Source organism: Ruegeria arenilitoris (genome assembly GCF_013031355.1).
GTDB lineage: Bacteria > Pseudomonadota > Alphaproteobacteria > Rhodobacterales > Rhodobacteraceae > Ruegeria > Ruegeria arenilitoris_C.
This window is the reverse complement of sequence record NZ_WPZO01000015.1, coordinates 18,386-39,984: the sequence shown is the minus strand read 5'-3', so window position 1 is coordinate 39,984 and position 21,599 is coordinate 18,386. Positions and strand designations below refer to the sequence as shown.

Sequence of the window (21,599 nt, the reverse complement as noted above, 5' to 3'; positions counted from 1 at the left end):
CAAATGCCTGCACCGAAGAATACGTTCAAAGCCGCTCTCAAGGCCGAACAGCCGCAGATCGGGTGCTGGATAGGGATGGCCAACGCCTATACGGCTGAGATTGCAGCAACCGCGCAGTTCGACTGGCTGCTGGTCGACGGTGAGCACGCGCCGAACGATCTGCGCTCGATCCTTGAACAGGTGCAGGTGATCGAGGGATCGGGCAGCATTCCGGTTGCGCGCCTGCCGATTGGCGAGACCTGGATGATCAAGCAGTATCTGGACGCAGGGGTGCAGAACCTTCTGGTGCCCATGGTCGAAAGCGGCGATCAGGCGCGTGAGCTGGTGCGGGCGGTGCAATACCCGCCTAATGGCGTGCGGGGCGTGGGCTCGGCACTGGCGCGAGCCTCGCGGTTTGCGGCGATTCCGGATTATCTGAAAACGGCGGATGAACAGATTTGTCTGCTGGTGCAGGTTGAAAACCAAAAGGGTCTGGCGGCGCTGGACGACATTCTGGCAACTGATGTGGACGGGGTGTTTATCGGCCCATCCGATCTGGCCGCCGATATGGGTCATATCGGCAATGCGGGTCATCCCGATGTGGTCGCGGCAGTGTTGGATGCGCTGACCCGTATCGTGGCTGCGGGCAAGGCCGCAGGTATCCTGACGCTTGATCCGGCGATGCAGCGCAAGTGCCTGGATCTGGGGGCCACATTCGTGGCAACCAATATCGACGTCACACTGTTTGCAACAGCGATGCGTAATGCCGCCAAAGCCGGGCTGAGCCTGTTGCCGGACCAGACAGCCTCGGGCGTCGCGGAAACCGCTGCGGCCAGTAAGTACCTGCAGCAACTCTGCAAGCACTGGTCGCACAAGGCTGAGGTTTTCTTTGACGAAACGAAAGGCAGCGTGGCCTTCCCGGATGGCGACAGCGTGACCCTCGAAGCAAATGACAGCAGCCTGACTGTAACTGCGGCGACCGGTCCGCGGGGGGATTTGGCGCGCTGGAAAGACGTGATCGAAGCCCATCTGGTGCGTTTTGCTTTTCGGGAAGAGTTCCGCATCGATTGGTCTGAGTAAGAGCGCCTGAAAAATGCCAGAACCTATCTATGCCATCGGCGATATCCACGGTCAGTTGCACATGTTGGAAGACGCGCTGGCACGCATCGAAAACGATGGCGGGTCCGATGCCCAAATTGTCTTTATCGGTGACTACACCGATCGCGGCGCCCATAGTCGCGAGGTTCTGGACCTTCTGGTGAAAGGACAGTCCGAAGGCAAAAACTGGACCTTTCTACGCGGCAACCACGACCAGATGTGCGCTATGTTCCTTGAGGACTATCCACGCAACGATGCCCGCCTGTTGGTCGGGTATCACTGGCTTCATCCCCGGATAGGAGGCGTTGAAACGCTGAAGTCCTATGGCGTTGAGGTGAAAGAAGGGGATCGAACCTATCAGATCCACGCCAAGGCCAAAGCCGCTGTTCCGCAGGCCCATGTCGATTTTCTGGTGGGTCTGGTGCCTTACCATCTACACGAAGACCTGTTGTTTGTGCATGCAGGTATCCAGCCCTGGGTTCCCTTGCATCGTCAGGACCCCGACGATCTGATCTGGATACGGGAAGAATTCCTGAATTGCCCCGATCCTCACCCCTGGCTGGTTGTTCACGGCCATACTCACGTCACTACCCCTGAACATCACGGAAACCGTGTGAACATAGATACCGGGGCAGGATATGGTAAACCGCTCACGGCCGCAGTTTTTGAAGGCTCAGAGTGTTGGATATTAGAGGGCAAGGGGCGAACGCCCCTGACCTGCGACAGGTTATGAATGGGAAACGGGGGCACTTTCTCGCAGAGCGACGCGCAAGGCCCGTTCCGCAACCAACTCTGACTGTCTTGAGCGACACCCTTACCCCGCACTCAAGGGATAACCGCCCCTGCAGACCCGCCGCCGTTACTTCCTTTTGGGAAGCGACCTGGTTTCTAAAGCTCGTAGGCGTGAAGGCTGAAGCCCATCAAAGAAATTAGTCCTCAAACCTCAAAGCAATGTTCTTTTGCGTGGCAACACTTTGGCAGCACAGAATGAGCCCCTTAAAGATATCATCGTCTTCAAGCGCGATCCGGTTCCGCATATGGACGGTGCCTTCGGTCAGGTGGGCCATGCAGGCCCCGCAAACTCCGGACTGGCAACTGAATGGTGGGTTTAATCCTGCTGATCGGGCAGCTTCGAGTAGGGTCTGGCCCTCAGCAACCGGAACGTCATGCCATGCGCCATTCAGCTCAATTTGGGCCGTTGCCGCGATCCCGGATACACTCAGGTCGCCTTCGGTATCCCCGCCAAAGCTCTCCATGTGAATGCGGTCATCGGGAACGTCCAAATTTTGCAGCGCTGCCCGAATATCCGTGTTCATGCTGCCGGGGCCGCAGATCCAGTATTGGGCGTCCTGTGCAACCGGAGGCGTTTCGCCAATTGCGGCCCCGATGGCAGCGGCGTCCAACCGCCCCGTGCGCCAGGGGCTGAACCAGCTGAGCAAGGCGGGGTGGGAAAGAACATGGCGTAGAGTGAAACGCTGCGGGTATTGCGCCAGTATCTGCTCCAACTCCTGTTGGAAAAGGATGTGGTCAGCGTTTGTGTTGCCAAAGACCAGATGCGCTACGGAATGAGGCTCGTCTGCCAGAACGGCGTTGATCATTGCGTATAACGGCGTGATGCCACTGCCGGCACCAAAGAAATAGTGGGTGCGGCGTTTCAGGGCTCCGGGGTTCAAAGTGAACTGTCCGAAAGGGGGCATGACTTCGACCGTATCCCCCGCCGACAGGGTGTCGCCGATATAGTTCGAGACGATCCCGCCTTTCACGCGTTTGACAGTGATACGCAGCGCGGATCCGGGCGGGTTCGAGATCGTGTAGCTGCGCCGGTGCTCCTCTCCGTTGATCAGAAACCTGACCGTTAGATGCTGCCCGGCTGTCCATTGAAACAGATCGGTCAGGGCCAGAGGGACGTCAAAGGTGACGCTGGTGGCCGCGCCTCCGATCTCCGTGCGGATTTCAGATACGGTTAGTGGATGAAAGTCACGTTGCATCGGGATACCCATCATCGGTAGTCGTAAGTCGTGGACAAAGACCGGATCACCGATCCACCCAGGTAGGGTTCAAAGACAAACTCATCGGTCTGACGCATTTTGCCAGCATATCCCTGCCAATCGTAATCGACGTGGGTCACTGCGGTGACGTGTTGGACGCCATCTTCGGATCGTGCAGTAACCTGAGGCACGGACCGTGTGGTTTCTATGTACCCCTCCAACGCCTTGGCGAGTTCCGGATCTTCCGCATCGGTGACATCGGCGATCCGGTATGAGAAGACGTCATCCGCTTGCCCCATGCCATATTTGAGGATGACCCGATGCGTGGCGTCGGGGTGCCAATTGTCCCATGTGGCCAGCAGGCTTTGTTCGTCTTTGGCTTGCACGATGCGTGCGGCGATGTCCTCAGGCGCGTCTGCCTGCGCCGTCAGCACCAGACCCGAAGCAAGCGCAATACCGATCAGGGTGGCATGTACTGGTTTCATGATCAGCCTCAGCATAGCTCAGTCGTCCTGCATGAACGCCAGAACAGCTTTCTGGTGCTGTGTGATCGGGCTTTCGCCAACCCCAGCCGGACCGATTTCAAGGTACGGGCTTTTCAAAGACTTCTGCTGTTGTTCGCAGGCATAGATATCCTCGGCCGTGAAATCTCCGGATGCCATCGGGTCGTCTTCGCCTGAGGCATCATCCCCGTGGTATTTTGCGCCGCCGAAATCCTTCCAGAAGCCCCAGCTTTTCCACTGTTGTTTCTGAAACGTCCAGTCCGATACGTTCGCCAGTTTTGTGCGGTTCTCGACCCGCGTCAGGTCCGGGGCAAGCGGAGTGATGATGAACAGGTTCCAGCTTTCCTCGCTGGCCCCGATGCCAATGCCGGGAAACAGCATCGGAACCCATGCCCCGACATGCGGTTCGGGGATCGTGCGCGGCATCGGGATGTTGGCTTCGTGGTTCTTTGCATAATCCGCCGCCGGGGGTTCCCAAAAGTGATAGTGCGGCCCTTGCCATCCGTATTCGGCCTTGGCGTGGTCATACATATGCAGGGTATTCGAATGCAGATGGCTCAGGTGGTAGACATCGATGTAGTTCTCAACGACGATCTTCCAGTTGGCCTTGATCTCGTAGCTGTTACGTCCTTCTGTGTATTCGACAAGTTCTTCAGGCTTGTGAGGGCCGAGGTGCGGGTCCACTGCCCCAAACCACTCCGCCAAGGTTGGCGCGTCCGGGTCGGGATGTACGAACAACATGCCGCGCCAGACATCCACGCTGGCCGGCTTTAGGCCAAGGCAGGACTTATCGACACCGTTTGGAAACTCGGATGCCTCATCGGGCACCGAGATCAGATTGCCTTCCAAATCGTATGTCCAGTCATGATAGGGGCAGGTGAGCGCCTTTTGTGTCTTGCCAACGGCCCGGATCAGTTGGGTGCCCCGGTGGCGGCAGATATTATGAAAGGCGCGCAGGCGGTGATCGCGTCCCATCACGATGAACAGATTGTTCAGGCCCGCCTGAACGGAAAGATAGTGCCCCGGACCTTCGATATCCTCGATCAACCCCGCGAACCTCCAGGTGCGCGAAAAGATCATCTGTTGTTCTCGATCGAACCAGTCCTGTGCGGTGTAAGCCTCGACCGGCAGATGGTGATACATTTTGGTCATCTCAAAACCTCAGGCAAGCAGATGGGCGTATTGGGGAAAAAGGCTGGCGGCGATCATCATCAGACCAAGCACCGCCCATAGACCGACGATGGCCCAAAACAAGATCGGGTCCTCTGTGCGGTTGATCTCGAAGACCAGAAAGGCCTGCCCGTTCAGAATTGTCGGGACGACCCACCATACAAAGAGCAATCCCCACACCCAGTAGAGACCCAGCGCAGTGGCTGCCAACAGGATGGGTAGAGCGATATAGTTCGCTGTTCTGGCGTGGCTCATTGTTTGGTCTCCAAGGTCGAGGCCAGCAAGGAGGCCGCCAGTTTCAATTCGGCGCGCCAAATTGCTGGCGGCTCCAATGGAGACAGGGCATCCATGCTGACAAAAATTGCCGAGATTCCCTGTGTCACCGCACGAATGCGTGCATCCGACGCATCCGGGGTGGCGCGTTTCAGGATATCCTCGACCACGTCAAAGAATTCCGTGAGGCTGTCCATCAGGTCTTGCCTCAGATCCGGTCGAGCCGGAACAGCTGTCACCAGCGCCTGATATGCCAGCATCAACCGCGGATCGGTTCCGCTGTCGTCGGCAAACAGCATGTCTACAAGATCAGACGGCGTTGCCCTGTTCGGTAAGGCCTGACGAAGCCCGTCCAGCGATTCTGCAAACCCGGCAATGACATAGTCGGCCAGTGATGTGATCATCTCATCCTTGTTGCCCAGGTAATGACGTAGAAGTGGGCGTTTGACGCCAGCTTCCTCGGCAATCCGTTCCTGTGTCGCACCTTCGAGCCCGAACCGCGCCACGCATGTGAGGTACGCATCCAGAATCTCTTGGGACCTTTGATCTTTCAGCGAAGGTCTTGGCATTTGGGCTCCTTAAATTGTCACAATTGACAAATAAAGATCGACCTTAGTTTGTCAATGGTGACAATAAACTTTTTTGAAACACTTATTCAAACGAAGCCGCGCGCGATCAGCAGAGATCTAAAAGGCGAAGGAGACACCTCCGCCAATCGATTTTTAACGGAATGGGCGGAACGAGAGCCTTCGCTGTGCCAGCGATCAGCGCGGCACCGAAGCCCAAAATCAGGCTTCCGGATCGTGCTTGTATTTGTGAAAGAAAATTACTTCGAAACCCCTGAACTCGATAGGTCTTTTCAACAAGCTCAGGGGTCTACTTCCAAGGACACTATTCTGAACCGTTGCTTTCGCCGCCACGTCTGTGGCCTCAGATCTCTGCCAACGCACCCTCTGGTGCCGGTACCATTATGTGCCAGAGGCAATGAAGATCCCCATCGGCTACAGCCACTGCAAGGTGTTCACTGAATTTTGCTCAAGTGGTTCAACCGCGATATGTCGCCCATCAAGTGAAAAGGGCTTGATCCAAGGGAAACTGACGCGACTTATGTAGCGTTTCTTTCATTCAGAAATTTCATCGTGTTTTCCAATCCTTGCCGCATGTGGTCTTCAAGGTGAACCAGCATGTCATCCAAGCTGTCACCATTGGCGAGCTCGATGTATTTGTCGTGAGATTCCCGCAACGGACCGCCCCGCCCATGCGCCTTCTGATGCATGGCAAAATAGAATTGGAGGTTGGGTTTCAGGCGTTCCCAGCTTTGCAGCAAAAGCGTATGCCCCGAAAGTTCATAGCACCATGAGTGGAGGTGCATTTCGGCCATGATCGCGCCGTAGGGATCGTTGTCAGATATGCAATCGCATAGCCTGTTGTTCCTCATCTGAAGGTCGGCGAGGCTGATGAGGTCACGCTTGTCCCAGCAGAACTGAAAAGCCATCTTTTCGAGCCCGGTCCGGAAAGAATAGATTTCGTCCAGATCAACTGGATCCAGTGTGCGAAGGAAGGTTCCGCGGAACGGGATGTAAACAAGAAGCCCGATCTCACCCAATTGAACCATCGCTTCGCGCAATGTGGCGCGGCTGACATCCAGCTGAGCAGCAACCTGGGTTTCAAGCAGTTTTGCCCCGGGCTCCATATCTCCGGTCAAGATCAGCTTCTGGAGTCGCTCCAGTGTCCTGTCTTTCAATGTATCGCCGGATTTCTCGGCCGAAGATGCTTGTCGTGTCATGTCGATCCCGTTGCTGGAACACCCAATAGATGGAACGCGAGATTACTTTGTGCGGCCAGGATAGCCAGAAAAATGACTGCGGCAGCTCAATCTCAAGATAACGGGTCACTCGGATATTGTCGACAATGTTTAAAATTGTCGACAATTTAAGAATCTTGCTGTACCGTCTTGGCAGGTGGGGATTCGAAAAGCTCCGAACCTTGGCTGCGATTGCCCACTCCATCGGCAAGAGATGATCACCCGGTCTGGAACCGGGATGACACAATAGGTGAAAAGGGAGTTATTCATGTTGTCGACCGGCATCCTCAAAAAGAGAATACATACCGGGCTTGCAGCGTTTGGCGCGGCCGCGTTGCTGGCTGGTGCCCCGGTAAAAGCAGAAGAGTTTCTGACAATCGGCACCGGCGGTGTCACTGGCATTTACTATGCTGTTGGCGGCGGTATCTGTCGGCTGGTTAATCAGGGCCGGAAAGAGCACGGCATTCGCTGTTCGGTCGAAAGCACCGGTGGATCGGTTTACAACCTGCGCACCATGCGCGAGGGCGAGTTGGAGATGGGAATTGTGCAGTCAGACTGGCAGTTCCACGCCTTGAACGGGACCAGTCTTTTTGAAGAGGATGGTCCTGACTCCGAACTCCGAAGCCTGTTTTCGCTGCATCCGGATACCGTTATTATCGCCGCGCGCAAAGACACCGGGATTGAGTCTCTGGACGACCTCGGCGGCCGGACCATCAATCTGGGCAACCCAGGTTCCGGAACGCGCGGAACAGCCGAAGTGCTCGTAGACGCGTTAGGCTGGGACATGGATCATTTCGGGCTGGTGACCGAGTTGAAATCTGCAGAACAATCTGCTGCCCTGTGCGACAATACTATTGAGGCCTTTCTGATGGTTGCCGGCAACCCGGTGGCCAACGTTCTGGAAGCTGCCACGACCTGCGACATCAGCATAATTCCTGTTGAAGGTGAGGCCGTACAGGCACTGGTCGAGAGCAAGCCCTACTACGGCAATGTCACAATTCCGGGTGGCCTTTATCGCGGTGTAGACGGAGATGTTCCGTCCTTCGGTCTTCCGTCCACGTTTGTGACGTCTTCAGATGTGCCTGAGGAAACAGTCTACGTGATGGTCAAGTCCGTATTCGACAACTTTGATGCCTTCAAGTCCTTCCATCCGGCCTTTGCCAACCTCAAGAAAGAGGAGATGGTGGTAAATGGGTTGTCGGCACCGATGCACCCCGGTGCTGAGCGCTATTTCCGCGAAGTCGGACTGTTAAACTGAACACGCTAAACGGGGGCGGCGGTCAGCGTCGCCTCTGCACCTTTTCAACGCAACGGCCAGCTGTGAGCGACGACATGAGCGAGCAAAACCCAAGCCATTCCACACATGACGCGCAGGAAGACACGCGCAATCAGGACATCAAAATCTTTCTCAACGGAAAGATCGTGCCACGTAGCGAAGCGTTGGTCTCAGTCTATGATTCCGGGTTCATGTTGGGAGATGGAATGTGGGAAGGGCTGCGACTCTATAACGGTACGTGGGCGTTCTTTGACGAACACATGGATCGGTTTTTCAACAGCTGCAAAGCTGTCTCAATTGACGTTGGCATGACCAAGGATGAGGTCCTGCAGGCGCTGAATGACACTGCCGAGGCCAACGGAATGACAACTGACGCGCATTGCCGTTTCATGGTAACCCGCGGGCCAAAGGATAAGCCGTTTCAGCATCCGGGGCTGTCACGCTCCGGGCCGACGGTGGTTGCGATCGTGGAACACTCAAAACCAGCGGACAGCCTTATGAGCCAGGGCATTCGATTGGCCACCGTTCCTCAGGTGCGCGGCCTGCCGATGAGCCAGGACGCCAAATACAACAGTCACTCGAAGCTGAATTGCATTATCGCATGTCTGCAGGCCGAACAAGCGGGTGCCGACGAGGCCCTCATGCTGGACCCGCATGGGTTTGTGAACACTACGAATGCGTGCAACTTCTTCATTGTTCGCCGTGGTGAGGTTTGGACCTCCACTGGTGATTACTGCATGAACGGGGTGACACGCCAAAAGGTCATTGACCTGTGCCGGGCCAACGACATTCCGGTGTTCGAAAAGAATTACTCGCTCTACGAAACCTATGGAGCTGACGAGGCCTTTCTGACCGGAACATTTGGCGCGCAAACTCCCGTTGCGTCCATAGATGGGAAAAAAATTGGAGAACATGAAGGTGCTGGTCCGATGACCCGCCGCCTGCGCGAGCTTTACAAAGAGCTTGTGCAACGCAGCACCTTGAAGGTTGCGAGCTGATTGCATGGCACAGGTTGTGGACCCAGAAAGTCGGAGCCGTTTGGATGTCGGCGATCGTGACCTGTTGCTTTTGGGGTGCGGCAAGATGGGCTCCGCCTTGTTGAACGGCTGGCTCAATGCCGGGCTGGATGCCGAAAAGATTATCGTTCTGGATCCGCGTCCATCTGACTGGCTGCAGAGCCTCACGCATCGCGGCCTTCGCCTGAACCAACAGCCAGAAGAGCCGCCTACTGTCGCGGTGATCGCGACGAAACCTCAGGTCATGACTTCTGCTTTGTCGGACCTGAATTCTCTCGGGTCTGGGCAAACTCTTTTCGTATCGGTTGCCGCCGGCACTCTGATTTCGACCTATGAGGAGTTGCTGGGCTCGCATACGCCAATCGTTCGCACAATGCCAAACACACCCGCAGCCGTTGGTTCTGGCATTACCGCGCTTGTCGGCAATGCCTGCACAACAACCAATCATATGGATCTTGCAATACAACTGATGCGGGCAGTTGGAGAGACCGTGGTTCTTGATGATGAGGACATGCTTCACGCCGTAACCGCGATTTCTGGAAGCGGCCCGGCCTACGTTTTCGCGCTGACAGAGGCATTGACGGAAGCTGGACGAGAACTGGGTTTGGCGCAGGAAGTTGCGGCAAAACTGGCAAGCGCAATGATCTCGGGGAGCGGCGATCTTCTGCGATCCAGCCCCTTGTCACCTGCCGACCTTCGAAATGAAGTAACTTCTCCGAATGGGACAACAGAGGCGGGGCTGCAAGAGTTGATGTCCCTTGAGAAAGGGGTGTTCCCGCTCATTCAAAGGACGGCGCAGGCTGCTCATAGTCGCAGCATCGAGTTGTCTCAACGCACTGAGTGAATTTGAAGCCCAAATGCACTCAGGCTGCCCGGTGCTTTCCATCCGCGAAGCCAAGCTCACGGTATCGCCCCAAAGGTCATAGGCGAACTTTTTTTTGCCGATTACTCCGGTGACGATTTTTCGTGAATGTGTGCCGATACCAACCTCGCATTTCGCCTGTGCCAGGGCGGCGCAATTGTTCCGCACTTTTCATGATCTCTAAAGCAAGAGCTGCAGCTCTTCCCAAGGCAAATGGTCGAAACATCATCTCGGCACATGAGACCGATGTGTTCTCGTTGTCTCAAGAACTGAAAGAGAAGTTCGGTGACTATGCACTTCCGCTCCGAGCGTTGCCCAAGTTCATGGCTTGGCTCGTTGGACCACCCGCAGGAGGCGGCATCACTAGCAAGTTTGGATCCCGGAACGTCAATGACCCCTTCAGGGCAGGCAATTCAAAAGGGATACGCGAATTCAACCTGAGCTACCGCCCGTTACAGAGTTCGATTGAAGATATGTTCCAGCAGAAGATTGACGCTGGGCAATTCCAGAACCTTGAGTGGGATCAGGGCCGTCTTTGAACGTGAATGTCACTGTATTGCTCAGAGCTACCCAGTTGCTTCAAGGTCCTCGTCGATTCAGCCGAGGCCACGAGCGTAGGAAAGGTCAGTCTTTTTCGCTCGCAGCGTGAGCCGCGCCGGCCGAAAACAACGCCGCGAGCACGGCCTCCCTTCCAGCCAGTGCGCCCTCGCGCACGGTTGCAAGAACAAGTTTTCTGGCTGAAGTTTGGGGAAGACGGATGGTTTTGACGTCGTCAGACCGATACCGCATAACATCGGGTGCAGGCAGAAGCGTAAAACCTAGACCCGCCGAGACACACTCCATGATCGCTTCAAGGTTATCGAGGACAATCGTCTCGGAACCCTTTGGTCTTTCGTGTTTAAGCATCTCTCCAGCAATGAGTTTGCCGATCCCTGTGTCGGGCATGAAGTGAAAGAATGGCTGCGCATTCAATAAACCGCCGAGGCCGTCTTTCAGCAAGCTTTCATGGGCCGCGAAGGCAAAGGGTTCCTCTCGAAGCACCAGTTCCGCAAGCGCGTCAGGAACACCTTCGGCATCCGTGACAAGCGCGGCATCAAGCTGTCCGCTGACGACCTTCTCCTGTAGAGCCTTGGACAGGCCGGTTTCAAACGAGAAGGTCGCTTGCGGTGCGTGATGCTTTGCGTTGTTCAAGAAGCCCGGCAGCAGGCGAACGGCAGCTGTTGTGACAAATCCAATTCGGAAATGCCCGACCAGCGTGTCTGTCGGGCGGCAGATTTCGAGAAGGCTATCTTCATGCTGCAGGAGGGGGATTGATGCCTCGACGATGGCCCGACCGATTGGCGTAAGTCGCGGTGGTCGCACGGTGCGGTCAAAGAGGTCAACGCCAAGCTCCGTCTCTAGTGCCTTCATCTGCATGGAGAGTGCGGACAATGACATGTTTTGTTGCTCGGCCGCCTTTGCAAAGGAGCCGACCTTGGAGATCCGCATGAGGGTTCTGAGAGAGCGTGTCTGCATAACTTAAGAAACTATGTACTTGATGTTAAAACTTATTATATTGAGTTGTATTTCCGCAAGCGTATTCTGGTGAAAGCAGAAACGAGGGACACGCCATGACGCATCCGCTTGTGAACGTTGCAAGAGAACTGGCCCCAGGATTTGAGAAACGCGCCGCAGAGTGGGACAAGTCGCGCGCCTATTGCTGGCAGAACGTTGGTGAGCTGGCCGATGCTGGCATCATGGGCATGTCTATTCCAAAGCAGTATGGCGGGCATGGCGCGAGTTTTCTGGATGTGACCATGGTGGTCGAAGAGATCGCGAAAGCCTGTACCCTGACGGCCCGCATCGTTGTCGAAGGCAACATGGGTGGCATCAGCGCGGTCATGGGTTATGGCAATGACGAGCAGAAGGTTTTTTGCGCTGAACATGTGTTGGCAGGAGACAAGCCCGCGATCTGCATCACGGAACCTGACGCGGGAAGTGCCGCGACTGAAATGCAGACTACCGCCCGGAAACAGGGTAACACATACATCCTCAACGGGACCAAACACTGGATCACAGGTGGAGGGGTTTCGAAGCTCCACTTGGTATTTGCCCGCGTGCTCGATGAGGCAGGCGTGGATCAGGGGATTGGCGGCTTCATTCTGTTTGCTGATCCGATCTCGGATAACATGCCAATGGGGTTCACCGTAGTGGGCTGCGAATACACGATGGGCCTATGCGGTATGCCCGAAGCAGAATTGCGGTTCGAGAATGTCGTGATCGACGAGAAATGGCTGGTCAAACCACCTTCGGGTCTCAAGCGCGGTTTCGCCGACCTGATGAACGCCTACAATTCGCAACGCGTTGGTGCCGGCACCATTGCCATGGGTGTCGCGGCAGGGGCGCTTGAACATGCCAAAAGCTATCTCTTACAACGCGAACAGTTCGGACGCCCGCTCGCTGAATTCCAGGGGCTTCAATGGATGCTCGCCGATATGGACACGCAAGTTCATGCGGCCCGGCTGCTCCTCCATGAAGCGGCGCGTTCGCGCGGTCCAAAAGGCAGCCAGTATCCTGACATGACGATGGCCGCCCGCGCCAAGCTCTTTGCGTCCGAGATGGCAATAAAGGTGGTCAGCGACGCGCTGCAAATGTTTGGCGCACGCGGCTACAGCGATCGTGAACCTCTGGAGCGGATGTATCGCGATGTGCGCATGTTCACCATCGGTGGCGGTACCGCGCAGATACTTCGAACTCAAGTGGCTGGTAACATTCTTGGCATCAAGACACCGCAGACGCGTGACGGATATATGCGCCTCACAGACATAACGCGTTACGCGGCTGAATAGGAGAACCTACGAAAACAGACGATGACTTTCTGGCTGCCGACCTGCTCGCGCGGCGGCTCTAGGAGGCTGGTTGCCGGTACGCCTTTGGGATGCCCGGCGGGGAGGAGTTGACTATTGTTGACGCCCTCGTAATGGCCGGTATCAAATTCGTTTTCGGCAAATTTGAGAGCAGCGCTGGCTTTATGGCCGAGAGGGCGCATCACATGAATGCCGCACCAAGTTCGCGCCACTCGGTGAGAGGGTGGACTATCTCAATGTGAAGGTGCCTCTGCTGGCTAGCGATCTTCTTGTTGAAGTGGTTGTGGACGGTGGAATGGACGAAGGCGAATTTCTCTAAACTTAGCATGCGCCTGAACCTTTGCACGGCGCGTTCGAGTCGTCGAAACAGGAGGTGCGAATTCTCGACACGATTGTTGAGCCGCCTGCCCACCTCAACCAAAGATCTTCTGACAAGACCCTCAATTGGATTGGAATGTGTTATAGTAGCGCTGGATGGATGATTTTTAATTGTACTTTTTAATTTTGCAAAGAAAGGAGCTTCAAAATGTTCGCTCTTTGTCGCCATCAGGTTTCTCTCGTATTCATTCTGCTAGTATTGACGTTTCCTTACCCAGTTACGGCGGACAAACTAGCTGAGTTTCTCTTTTGGGACTCGATGGGATCGCAGGCCGGTAAAGCAGCTGTATCTACGTGAAGGGGCTGAGGATCGTACGTAAGTGCAAAGTCAACAATCGCGCCTTCGGTGAGAGTAAGCCCAGCTGTTTCGAAGGTATCTCCAACTGACAGATCGTGGAAATACTTGCTGCTGGTCATTCCAAAATCATATTCGGCAGGAGAGTTGTCAGTCAACGAGGGCCCTGATCCACCATCTGCCAACCATATTGGGCGATCGCAGCTACCTACGAGCAACGAGACTCCGAAGCTGACGTCAATCGAGGTGAATTCCTCCGTCAATCACTACCGTCTGCCCTGTGACCGATGGACTCTTGCAAAAAGTAAAAACCTGTTGGGCGACGTCGTCGATTGATGTCGTCGCGCCCAAAATCGATCTGTCGCGCCAGAGTGCAACAAACTCATCCGGAGCGCCGGTAGACATCTGTGTGCCCTCCATTAAGCCTGGGGAAATGCAGTTTACAGTGACCTCCGGAGCCAACGCCGCCGCCAAAAACCGGGTAAGTGGCACCACGGCTGCTTTGCTGGGGGCGTATGCCGCTGCTGCGCCCCAAACCCCGTGCCCAATAGTGGATGAAAGGTTGATCACCCGGCCCCATTTGGATGCGCGAAGAAAGGGTGCGGCTGCTCTGGTCAAATAATACGGCCCGCTTAGGTTCACGTTAAGCATTTCGGTCCAGATTTCTGGTGTGAAAGTTTCGAGATCTCCCTTGGGGAGGCTATACCCCCCTGACGCCATGCCGGCATTGTTGACCAGAATATCCAAAGAACCAAATGTGCCAACAACGTCGTCAATACACTCGGAAACAGACACAGGGTCGCAATGATCAATCTTGACCGCTTTCGCCGCATGGTCCTGGTCGATGATGCTCTGGCAGACGGAATGCGCCCGGTCAGCGCCACTCTGGTATCCGACGATCACCTTGACGCCATTGCCGGCAAGTAAGTGGCAAATCCGAGATCCAAGTCCACCACTGCCACCGCTCACCAAGGCCACGCTGCCTGCAATATCCATTTCTCACCTACGTTAGACCCAAATTCACTCGGGTAGTGTACCAGATTAGAAACGGTTCTACGGACAGTCATTTGCGCAAGTTTTACCCAATCCGATATCCTCGACATATTACGTTTGCGAGGAACGTCCGCAACGCGGGCTGCGGTTGCAGCATTGTAAGCGGGTGCCGAATGTCTCTTTCGGGCCGTTCACAAACGTCAAGATTTAGATGTAGAATTTTGAGATATTCCCTGCCAAATCGACCTGAAGACGTCGAAGCACGCAATCAGCGTGCCGCCTTACATTGCCTCCAACGTGTGGGTGAGGCCGTTACGGATGTGATCTTCCAACAGTTTCTTGGCCGTGTCGGCGTCTCTGGCCAGCGCGGCATCGAACATGCCCTTGTGTTCCTTGACGGCCTCTTCGCCGCGATATGTCAGCACGAGCATCTGATACCGCAGATACTTGTCGTAGATGATCGAGTGCAGAGACAGAAGATTCTTGGAGTTGCAGGCCGCGATCATCGCTTGGTGAAACTCCCAATCATATCGTTTCCAGGTTTCTTTCTCGGACTCGTCGCCCTTGAGAAGCTGCTGTTCCATCAGGTGCAGTTTGTGGTGTGCGGCAACGAGGTTGCCTTCCCAGTCCGTGTCGCCATTCGCAATGGACAACTCCAACGCGTGGCATTCCAACAGTACGCGCAGCTCTGAAATCTCGGTCAGGTCTTCTCGTGAAACTGGCGTGACCAGGAAACCCCGTTGCTCGGGAGCTTCGACAAATCCGTCGCTGGCGAGCCTGTTCAGCGTTTCACGAAGTGTCGAAAGGCTTGCCGAGTAGCGTTCCTTCAAGGCGTCCAGCTTCAGTTTGGAGCCGGGCTGCAACTCCCCGAAGATGATGTCCCGCTTGATGCGCTGATAGGTACTTGCACCTATCGTAGACGGCTGTTTCGCCATGCGTTTCACCCGATATTATCAGTTTCCTCGTTCAATTAGCATTTTTCAGAGACATCAGCAATCCAAACTGATGTATGGTAAAAATAAAAATATCATACATTATTGCGGAATCGCGAAAACCCCAATACGGTCGTGGCCAAGTTGGGCAAAGCAGCCCGATCGCAATCATCGGTTTCGGGATTTTCCGGACCCTCCGGAAGGAAGCAAAGTGTCTAAGAACTTTCGCATTGCCATTGTCGGCATTGGCCTTGTTGGACGCCGCCACGCAGACGCTATACGAGCGTTGCGCCATGTTGATCTCGTCGCGGTGGTCGACCCCAGCGATGAAGGCCGTGCTTACGCAGTTGAACACGGGGTCACATGTTACGAGACCCTCGAGGATATGTTTGAAAATCAGACGCCGGACGGAGCTGTGCTTGCTACCCCGACCACGCTTCATGTCGAACAAGGCCTTAAGTGTGTTCGACATGGCTGTCCCGTTCTCGTTGAAAAACCGATCGCTGTGGAGGCCGTCGCAGCGCTGGAACTTGTCCAAGAAGCGGAGAAGGCCAATGTACCGCTGATGGTCGGACATCATCGTCGCCACAATCCTCTGATCAGGTCAGCTAAGGCAGCCATTGTCGATGGAAAGATTGGAGATGTGCGCGCTGTCCACGCGAATTGCTGGTTCTATAAGCCAGACGAGTATTTTGATGCTGCGCCCTGGAGAAAGAAACCCGGTGCAGGGCCCATCTCGGTCAATCTTGTCCACGATGTGGATCTGCTGCGGTACCTGGCCGGAGAAGTCATGACCGTACAGGCGCAGTCGGCTGCATCGCAGCGGGGTTACGACAACGAAGATGTTGCCGGTGCTCTGTTGACGTTCGAAAGCGGAGCGATAGGAACCATAAGTGTGTCCGACAGCATCGTTGCTCCATGGAGCTGGGAGATGACGTCTCAGGAATATCCAATCTATCCTTCAACCACTGAGAGTAGCTACATGATAGGTGGCTCTCACGGGTCGTTGTCCGTTCCCGATCTTCGGCTGTGGAGTTACCAGAGCGAGCAAAGGGATTGGTGGACGCCAATCTCATCAACCGCGCTGAAGAAGGGTGCATCCGACCCTCTGGTCAATCAACTCAGGCACTTTGTTGAAGTCGCTCGGCGCGAAGCAGATCCTATTGTGTCCGGCTGGGAAGGCTTTAGGACGCTCCAAGTCATTGAAGCTATTCAGAATTCCTGCAGGTCGGGCGGGACTGTCAGGATCAGAAGCCTTCAGGATATGCAGCAACAGAGACCGCAGATAATGAAAAATATCTGATATTTTGTAAAAAATCTTGCAAAAACTCCAAAATAGGTCAAAACTTAGAATCGGAAAAATGCATCATGATGTCTCAGGGAGGAGCAAAGTGATTACCAAACTTACCCGCCGGGCTGCTGTATCAGCCCTTGTTGCAACCGGTGTTCTGTTTAGCGCGACAAGCGGTGCGCTGGCGGAAGACAAAGTGCAACTTCGCCTCGCAACGTCAGGATCGGAGACCGACCAGCGCTCGGTCGCTATGGCCGAGGTTTTCGCGCCCATGGTCGCTGATTTCGCAAGCTACGAGCCCAGCTATAATGGAACCATCTTCGCCCAAGGCACCGAGCTGGATGCCATCAGCCGGGGTAACCTGGAAATGTCGATCACCTCGGCGCAGGAACTGGCACAGTTCTTCCCCGAGTTTTCGATCTTTACCGCAGGCTATGTCCATCAGGACGCCGCGCATCAGGTGGCTGTCTTCAACGATCCCTTGATGGATGCCTTCAAGCAAAAGGCCGAAGAAGAACTGGGCGTCAAACTGCTGTCGGTCATGTATCTGGGCCGTCGTCAGGTGAACCTGCGCCAGCCCAAGGAGGAACTGACCGTCAGCACTCCGGCTGATCTGGAGGGGGTGAACCTGCGGATGCCGGGCACAGATGCGTGGCAGTTCCTTGGCAAAGCGCTGGGTGCTGCCCCGACACCAATGGCGTTCTCAGAGGTATACACAGCTCTGTCGACCGGTGCCGTTGACGGTCAGGACAACCCATTGCCGACTGTGGTTGATGCCAAATTCTACGAAGTGACCAATCAGATCATCCTGACATCGCACTTGGTCGACTTGAACTATATCGCCATCGGTAAAGAGGTTTGGGACGGGCTGACACCGGAACAGCAGGCCAAGGTTCAGGAAGCTGCGGATGCAGCGGCTGAATCCGGTCGCCAGAAGCAGCTTCAGAAAGAAGAGGACCTTGTCAGCTTCCTCAAGGAACAGGGCATGGAGGTCTACGAACCCGACCTCGCGGCGTTCCGCGATCAGGTACAGTCGATGTATCTGGAAAGTGAATTCGCCGGATCATGGCCCGACGGTGTGCTTGAGCAGATCAATGCTCTGGGCAACTAAGGTCGTCTGAAGAAGGGAGGGAGAACCACGATGAAAGGCTTCATAAAGGGGTTCTCCCGACTAACCGAAGCGATTGCCGGCGGGATGCTGGCGGCAATCTTCCTAATCTTCCTTCTGCAAATTCTTCTTCGATACTTCTTTACCCCCGCCGGTTGGACGCTTGAACTGATCGGCATCCTCTGGGTCTGGGTGATCTTTTTTAGCTGCGCGTTCATCGTGCGCGAACGGGATCATGTGAAGTTCGACATCATCTACCTTTCGGTGCCGATGCGCGTGCGTCAGGTCTTTGCGATGCTGGCCGCCGCGGCGATTGTGGTCGGGATGCTCTACAGTTTCCTGCCGACGTGGGACTACATCGATTGGATGAAAATTCGCAAAACCTCGACCGTGCGCAACCCGTTCTCGGGCGAGAAGATACCGCTTCGCACCGTGTTTTCGATCTATGCGGTGTTCATGCTGGTCGTGGCTGCGCGGTATGGGTGGCTGTTCTTTGACATCCTGCGAAATGGCCCACCTAAAACCGAGCTGGAACTGGTCGTTGGGTACAACGTGGTTGACGATCATCCCCGCGTCGACGGTGAAGACGACGAGGAAGCAGACAAATGAGTTTTGAACTTCTTTCCTGCCTGCTCGCTCTCTTTCTTCTGGCAGGCATCGGGACGCCTATCGGCTATTCCATCCTCTTGGCCTCATTGGTGTACCTTGGCACGGCCGGATTGGACGTCGCCCTCGCGGGCGAGAAGATCTTGCAAGGCTTCTACAAAAGCACGATCCTGCTTGCCGTGCCTTTGTTCATCGTTGCCGCGAATATCATGAACGCGGGGTCGATCACAGACCGCTTGCTGAACTTCTGCGTCGCTGCGGTCGGGCGGTTCAAGGGCGGCCTCGGGCACGTCAACGTGGTTGCGTCGTTGATTTTCTCCGGCATGTCCGGCTCTGCCGTCGCGGATGCTGCCGGGATCGGCAAGATCATCATTGAGATGATGACCAAGGATGGCCGCTACAGCCGAGGTTATGCTGCTGCTATTACCGCGGCGTCGGCGACGATCGGCCCGATCATTCCGCCCTCGATTCCAATGGTCCTTTACGCGCTGGTGTCGAAAGCCTCTATCGGGTCCTTGTTCCTGGCTGGCATTCTGCCTGGCCTGATCATGGGCGTCGTTCTTATGGCGATGAACTATTATCTGGCCGGAAAGCGGAACTTTGCTTTGGAAGAACCTGTTCCACTGCGCGAATTGCCTGCAAAAACCGCCAACGCATTCCCGGCACTGCTGATGCCCGCAATCCTGCTGTACGGCATATATGGCGGCGTTACCACTCCGACCGAAGCCGCCGCAGTTGCTGCATTCTACGCTTTGCTACTGGCAGCGTTGTTCTACCGCGCGCTGACCTTCCGTGGCCTTTATCAAGTGTTCGTCGACAGCGCGCGCTCCTCCGCCGCCGTCGGGGTTGTCATTGGCGGCGCGTTCATTCTGAACTTCATCGTCATTCAGGAGCAAATTCCTCAGTCGATCTCGGCACTGCTGGAGGGTTCAGATGTTAGTCCGATTGTTTTCCTGATCCTGGTTAACCTGCTGATCCTCGCGCTGGGTTGCGTGTTGGACGCGACAACGATCATTCTTGTGATCGTGCCCCTGTTCATTCCAACCTGCGAAGCGCTTGGGATTGATCTGGTGCATTTCGGAGTGCTGGTCGTCGTGAACTCGATGATCGGTCTGATCACGCCGCCCTATGGCATTCTACTCTTTGTGATCAACGCCGTGACGGACATTCCGCTGCGCGAAATCATCTCGGAAATTTGGGCCTTCCTCGCGGTTCTCATCTTCGCTCTGGTGATAATGATGCTGATGCCGGATCTGGTCCTGTGGTTGCCGCGTATGTTTGGATATCAGGGATAATGTGCCTCTCGGTTTCGACAACGTCGATCCCCGGTGATCTGGCCGAAAAACTAAGTGCTATCGCTGAAGCGGGATTCGGGGGCTTCGAATTACACGAACCGGATTTGACCGCTTTTGACGGGCCGCCATCGCAAATTCGGAACATTGCATCAGATCTCGGCCTGAAGATTTGCCTGTTACAACCCTTCCATAACCTTGAAGGCCAGGCCGACGCCGGACGGGAGCGCGCCTTTGATCGGCTGAAGCGCAAACTCGACCTGATGAGCGAGTTGGGTACGGATCTGCTGCTAATTGGGTCCGCATTCGAGGTCGATGCCGCTGCGACCGGAGAACAGGTAATCACAGATCTTGGCGAGGCGGCTGAGATCGCGAAAGAGATGGGGTTGCGTCTGGCCTATATGGGCTTGCCATGGTCGGATCTTATTCACTCGGATGAACAGGCGTTAGGCGTCGTTGAAGCCATCGACAGCCCTCATCTGGGGTTGGCTTTGAACTCATTCTTCTCGCTCGCTGACGGGTCCAAACCCGCCCGCCTTCGGGACATTCCCGGAGAGCGGTTGTTCCATGTGCAACTGTCCGATGCACCCCGGCTTGAGATGGATATCCGCAGGCTCAAGCGGCACTTCGGGCTTTTGCCCGGTCTTGGATCGCTGAACCTTGCGGGCTTCGTGCGGGTGTTGTCCCGCGCCGGATACAAGGGGCCTTGGTCTATTGCGCGCGTCAACGAAGCAGCTCCTCAACCCGGTGGCCGAACACTGGCCCGGGACAGCTACAGGTCGCTGGTGAACCTCCTGGATGAGGTATCAAGGACCGAGCCGGGGACCGATTTCGGCATCCCGGATCTGCCGGAACGCGTCTATGCGTCAGGCTTTGAGTTTGTCGAGTTCACAGCCGACGAAACAAGCGGCGCGCAGCTGGCAGACATGCTGTCTGCAATGTGCTTTCGAATGGAGCGAAAGCACGTCACCAAGTCCGTCGAGCTGTGGCGGCAGGGTGCCATAAACATCGTTGTGAATACTGAAAAGGAAGGTTTTGCCCATTCGGCGTTCCTGGGCCACGGTCCCTCGGTGTGTGACATGGGGTTGCGTGTTAGAGATGCGGATCAGACGGTTCAGCGCGCGACCGCGCTGGGCGCACCGAATTTCTCACAACCGGTGGGGACTGGGGAGCTGGACATCCCGGCCATCCGAGGTGTCGGCGGCAATGTCGTCCATTTCATAGATGAAAAATCCGATCTGCATCGAGTTTGGGACATCGAGTTCGAGCCAGTTGCCAAAACTAAAGCGACCCAGCCTGCCGGTCTGCGCCGTATCGACCATCTGGCACAGACCATGCGTCACGATGAGATGCAAAGTTGGCTGCTTTACTACATTTCAACTTTTGAGATGGCAAAGTCTCCTATCGTGAACGTCGCCGACCCGTCCGGTGTCGTGCAAAGCCAGGCTATCGAAAGTCCCGAAGGCGAGGTGCGCCTGAACCTGAACGGGGCCGTTGGGCGTAGAACACTGGCAGCGTCATTCCTTGAAGATGGGTTTGGGGCCGGTGTTCAGCACATCGCCTTCCAGTCGGACGATATTTTTGAAACGTCGGATCAGTTGCGCAAATCAGGCTTTCCCAGTTTGACGATCCCAGAGAACTACTACGCCGATCTGCAGGCGACCTTCGGATTGGATGATGATCTGATCGCCCAACTGCGCGAGGGCAACATTCTCTACGACCGGGCAGCGGGTGCCGAGTACTTTCAGATCTACAGCCGCCCTATCTTTAATGGCTTTTTCTTTGAAATTGTTGAGCGCCGAACTGGCTACGCCGGCTATGGCGCGCGTAATGCTGCGTTTCGATTAGCGGCGCAAACGCGACACCACGTGGCGGAAGGAACAACCTAA

At 55.5% G+C, this 21,599-nt stretch carries 21 protein-coding genes and 3 pseudogenes; 13 read left to right on the top strand and 11 right to left on the bottom strand.

From position 1 onward, the window contains the following. The first annotated feature begins 3 nt into the window (after positions 1–3). Positions 4–1,059 (top strand): aldolase/citrate lyase family protein, encoded by a 1,056-nt coding sequence (locus GOX63_RS22200; RefSeq protein ID WP_170547251.1) that lies wholly within the window; start codon positions 4–6, stop codon positions 1,057–1,059. A gap of 13 nt (positions 1,060–1,072) precedes the next feature. After that, positions 1,073–1,810 carry a metallophosphoesterase family protein gene (locus GOX63_RS22195; protein WP_170328664.1) on the top strand — a complete coding sequence of 246 codons (738 nt, stop codon included), beginning with the start codon at positions 1,073–1,075 and terminating at the stop codon, positions 1,808–1,810. Positions 1,811–2,006: 196 nt separating this feature from the next. On the opposite strand, the gene GOX63_RS22190 is transcribed toward GOX63_RS22195, so the two are convergent. The 6 genes from GOX63_RS22190 to GOX63_RS22165 all read right to left on the bottom strand — a co-directional run bounded on the left by GOX63_RS22190 (position 2,007) and on the right by GOX63_RS22165 (position 6,797). Beyond that, the gene (locus tag GOX63_RS22190) at positions 2,007–3,065 is read right to left on the bottom strand and encodes a ferredoxin--NADP reductase (protein ID WP_170547247.1); all 1,059 of its coding nucleotides are present in this window, start codon (positions 3,063–3,065) and stop codon (positions 2,007–2,009) included. 11 nt (positions 3,066–3,076) lie between these two features. Further along, complete coding sequence (locus GOX63_RS22185; protein ID WP_170328662.1) at positions 3,077–3,550, bottom strand: hypothetical protein; 474 nt, start codon at positions 3,548–3,550, stop codon at positions 3,077–3,079. Positions 3,551–3,568: 18 nt separating this feature from the next. Beyond that, positions 3,569–4,720, bottom strand: a complete 1,152-nt coding sequence (locus GOX63_RS22180) for an aromatic ring-hydroxylating oxygenase subunit alpha (protein WP_170328661.1) — start codon at positions 4,718–4,720, stop codon at positions 3,569–3,571. A 9-nt stretch (positions 4,721–4,729) separates the two neighbouring features. Continuing rightward, on the bottom strand, positions 4,730–4,993 hold the full coding sequence (locus GOX63_RS22175) for a hypothetical protein (RefSeq protein WP_170328660.1): 264 nt from the start codon (positions 4,991–4,993) through the stop codon (positions 4,730–4,732). Next, entirely contained in the window at positions 4,990–5,580 is a 591-nt protein-coding gene (locus GOX63_RS22170) for a TetR/AcrR family transcriptional regulator (RefSeq protein ID WP_170328659.1), read from the bottom strand. The genes GOX63_RS22175 and GOX63_RS22170 overlap by 4 nt, the downstream gene beginning before the upstream one ends. Positions 5,581–6,116: 536 nt before the next feature. Further along, complete coding sequence (locus GOX63_RS22165; RefSeq protein ID WP_170328658.1) at positions 6,117–6,797, bottom strand: GntR family transcriptional regulator; 681 nt, start codon at positions 6,795–6,797, stop codon at positions 6,117–6,119. Positions 6,798–7,083: 286 nt separating this feature from the next. Between GOX63_RS22165 and GOX63_RS22160 the strand changes: the two genes are divergently transcribed. The 3 genes from GOX63_RS22160 to proC all read left to right on the top strand — a co-directional run bounded on the left by GOX63_RS22160 (position 7,084) and on the right by proC (position 9,951). Continuing rightward, entirely contained in the window at positions 7,084–8,073 is a 990-nt protein-coding gene (locus tag GOX63_RS22160; RefSeq protein ID WP_170328657.1) for a TAXI family TRAP transporter solute-binding subunit, read from the top strand. 74 nt (positions 8,074–8,147) lie between these two features. Next, on the top strand, positions 8,148–9,089 hold the full coding sequence (locus GOX63_RS22155; protein WP_170328656.1) for a D-amino acid aminotransferase: 942 nt from the start codon (positions 8,148–8,150) through the stop codon (positions 9,087–9,089). Between the two features lie 4 nt (positions 9,090–9,093). Beyond that, entirely contained in the window at positions 9,094–9,951 is an 858-nt protein-coding gene (gene proC, locus GOX63_RS22150; protein WP_170328655.1) for a pyrroline-5-carboxylate reductase, read from the top strand. Between the two features lie 39 nt (positions 9,952–9,990). Here the strand turns inward: proC and GOX63_RS24185 are convergent. Further along, positions 9,991–10,137, bottom strand: a pseudogene (locus tag GOX63_RS24185) (adenylate/guanylate cyclase domain-containing protein); the annotation flags it as partial. Positions 10,138–10,142: 5 nt separating this feature from the next. Between GOX63_RS24185 and GOX63_RS22140 the strand changes: the two are divergent. Beyond that, entirely contained in the window at positions 10,143–10,508 is a 366-nt protein-coding gene (locus tag GOX63_RS22140) for a hypothetical protein (RefSeq protein WP_170547244.1), read from the top strand. A gap of 85 nt (positions 10,509–10,593) precedes the next feature. Here the strand turns inward: GOX63_RS22140 and GOX63_RS22135 are convergent, their stop codons facing one another. Further along, a complete protein-coding gene (locus GOX63_RS22135; protein WP_302478384.1) occupies positions 10,594–11,484 on the bottom strand; it encodes a LysR family transcriptional regulator in 891 nt (296 codons plus the stop codon). Positions 11,485–11,579: 95 nt separating this feature from the next. Between GOX63_RS22135 and acdA the strand changes: the two genes are divergently transcribed. Next, complete coding sequence (acdA, locus tag GOX63_RS22130; protein ID WP_170328652.1) at positions 11,580–12,797, top strand: 3-sulfinopropanoyl-CoA desulfinase; 1,218 nt, start codon at positions 11,580–11,582, stop codon at positions 12,795–12,797. A gap of 29 nt (positions 12,798–12,826) precedes the next feature. Next, positions 12,827–13,018 (top strand): annotated as a pseudogene (locus GOX63_RS22125) (thiamine pyrophosphate-binding protein); the annotation flags it as partial. On the opposite strand, the pseudogene GOX63_RS24250 reads toward GOX63_RS22125, so the two are convergent. The 3 genes and pseudogenes from GOX63_RS24250 to GOX63_RS22105 form a co-directional block, all read right to left on the bottom strand. After that, positions 12,997–13,224, bottom strand: a pseudogene (locus GOX63_RS24250) (IS6 family transposase); the annotation flags it as partial. The pseudogenes GOX63_RS22125 and GOX63_RS24250 overlap by 22 nt on opposite strands. A 501-nt stretch (positions 13,225–13,725) precedes the next feature. Continuing rightward, on the bottom strand, positions 13,726–14,484 hold the full coding sequence (locus GOX63_RS22110) for an SDR family NAD(P)-dependent oxidoreductase (protein ID WP_170328651.1): 759 nt from the start codon (positions 14,482–14,484) through the stop codon (positions 13,726–13,728). Positions 14,485–14,762: 278 nt separating this feature from the next. After that, on the bottom strand, positions 14,763–15,416 hold the full coding sequence (locus GOX63_RS22105; RefSeq protein WP_170328650.1) for a GntR family transcriptional regulator: 654 nt from the start codon (positions 15,414–15,416) through the stop codon (positions 14,763–14,765). Between GOX63_RS22105 and GOX63_RS22100 the strand changes: the two genes are divergently transcribed. The 5 genes from GOX63_RS22100 to GOX63_RS22080 all read left to right on the top strand — a co-directional run bounded on the left by GOX63_RS22100 (position 15,415) and on the right by GOX63_RS22080 (position 21,599). Further along, positions 15,415–16,716 (top strand): Gfo/Idh/MocA family protein, encoded by a 1,302-nt coding sequence (locus GOX63_RS22100; RefSeq protein ID WP_254436070.1) that lies wholly within the window; start codon positions 15,415–15,417, stop codon positions 16,714–16,716. The genes GOX63_RS22105 and GOX63_RS22100 overlap by 2 nt on opposite strands. Positions 16,717–16,804: 88 nt before the next feature. Then, positions 16,805–17,815 (top strand): TRAP transporter substrate-binding protein DctP, encoded by a 1,011-nt coding sequence (dctP, locus tag GOX63_RS22095; RefSeq protein WP_170328649.1) that lies wholly within the window; start codon positions 16,805–16,807, stop codon positions 17,813–17,815. 30 nt (positions 17,816–17,845) lie between these two features. Then, on the top strand, positions 17,846–18,421 hold the full coding sequence (locus tag GOX63_RS22090) for a TRAP transporter small permease (protein ID WP_170328648.1): 576 nt from the start codon (positions 17,846–17,848) through the stop codon (positions 18,419–18,421). Continuing rightward, on the top strand, positions 18,418–19,713 hold the full coding sequence (locus GOX63_RS22085; protein ID WP_170328647.1) for a TRAP transporter large permease: 1,296 nt from the start codon (positions 18,418–18,420) through the stop codon (positions 19,711–19,713). Before GOX63_RS22090 ends, GOX63_RS22085 begins: the two co-directional genes overlap by 4 nt. Continuing rightward, positions 19,713–21,599 (top strand): bifunctional sugar phosphate isomerase/epimerase/4-hydroxyphenylpyruvate dioxygenase family protein, encoded by a 1,887-nt coding sequence (locus GOX63_RS22080; RefSeq protein WP_170328646.1) that lies wholly within the window; start codon positions 19,713–19,715, stop codon positions 21,597–21,599. Before GOX63_RS22085 ends, GOX63_RS22080 begins: the two co-directional genes overlap by 1 nt.

Coding starts and splice junctions, on each gene's coding strand:
- GOX63_RS22200 (WP_170547251.1), top strand. CDS start 4: ATGCCTGCACCGAAGAATACGTTCAAAGCCGCTCTCAAGGCCGAACAG.
- GOX63_RS22195 (WP_170328664.1), top strand. CDS start 1,073: ATGCCAGAACCTATCTATGCCATCGGCGATATCCACGGTCAGTTGCAC.
- GOX63_RS22190 (WP_170547247.1), bottom strand. CDS start 3,065: ATGCAACGTGACTTTCATCCACTAACCGTATCTGAAATCCGCACGGAG.
- GOX63_RS22185 (WP_170328662.1), bottom strand. CDS start 3,550: ATGAAACCAGTACATGCCACCCTGATCGGTATTGCGCTTGCTTCGGGT.
- GOX63_RS22180 (WP_170328661.1), bottom strand. CDS start 4,720: ATGACCAAAATGTATCACCATCTGCCGGTCGAGGCTTACACCGCACAG.
- GOX63_RS22175 (WP_170328660.1), bottom strand. CDS start 4,993: ATGAGCCACGCCAGAACAGCGAACTATATCGCTCTACCCATCCTGTTG.
- GOX63_RS22170 (WP_170328659.1), bottom strand. CDS start 5,580: ATGCCAAGACCTTCGCTGAAAGATCAAAGGTCCCAAGAGATTCTGGAT.
- GOX63_RS22165 (WP_170328658.1), bottom strand. CDS start 6,797: ATGACACGACAAGCATCTTCGGCCGAGAAATCCGGCGATACATTGAAA.
- GOX63_RS22160 (WP_170328657.1), top strand. CDS start 7,084: ATGTTGTCGACCGGCATCCTCAAAAAGAGAATACATACCGGGCTTGCA.
- GOX63_RS22155 (WP_170328656.1), top strand. CDS start 8,148: ATGAGCGAGCAAAACCCAAGCCATTCCACACATGACGCGCAGGAAGAC.
- proC (WP_170328655.1), top strand. CDS start 9,094: ATGGCACAGGTTGTGGACCCAGAAAGTCGGAGCCGTTTGGATGTCGGC.
- GOX63_RS22140 (WP_170547244.1), top strand. CDS start 10,143: ATGATCTCTAAAGCAAGAGCTGCAGCTCTTCCCAAGGCAAATGGTCGA.
- GOX63_RS22135 (WP_302478384.1), bottom strand. CDS start 11,484: ATGCAGACACGCTCTCTCAGAACCCTCATGCGGATCTCCAAGGTCGGC.
- acdA (WP_170328652.1), top strand. CDS start 11,580: ATGACGCATCCGCTTGTGAACGTTGCAAGAGAACTGGCCCCAGGATTT.
- GOX63_RS22110 (WP_170328651.1), bottom strand. CDS start 14,484: ATGGATATTGCAGGCAGCGTGGCCTTGGTGAGCGGTGGCAGTGGTGGA.
- GOX63_RS22100 (WP_254436070.1), top strand. CDS start 15,415: ATGCGTTTCACCCGATATTATCAGTTTCCTCGTTCAATTAGCATTTTT.
- GOX63_RS22105 (WP_170328650.1), bottom strand. CDS start 15,416: ATGGCGAAACAGCCGTCTACGATAGGTGCAAGTACCTATCAGCGCATC.
- GOX63_RS22090 (WP_170328648.1), top strand. CDS start 17,846: ATGAAAGGCTTCATAAAGGGGTTCTCCCGACTAACCGAAGCGATTGCC.
- GOX63_RS22085 (WP_170328647.1), top strand. CDS start 18,418: ATGAGTTTTGAACTTCTTTCCTGCCTGCTCGCTCTCTTTCTTCTGGCA.
- GOX63_RS22080 (WP_170328646.1), top strand. CDS start 19,713: ATGTGCCTCTCGGTTTCGACAACGTCGATCCCCGGTGATCTGGCCGAA.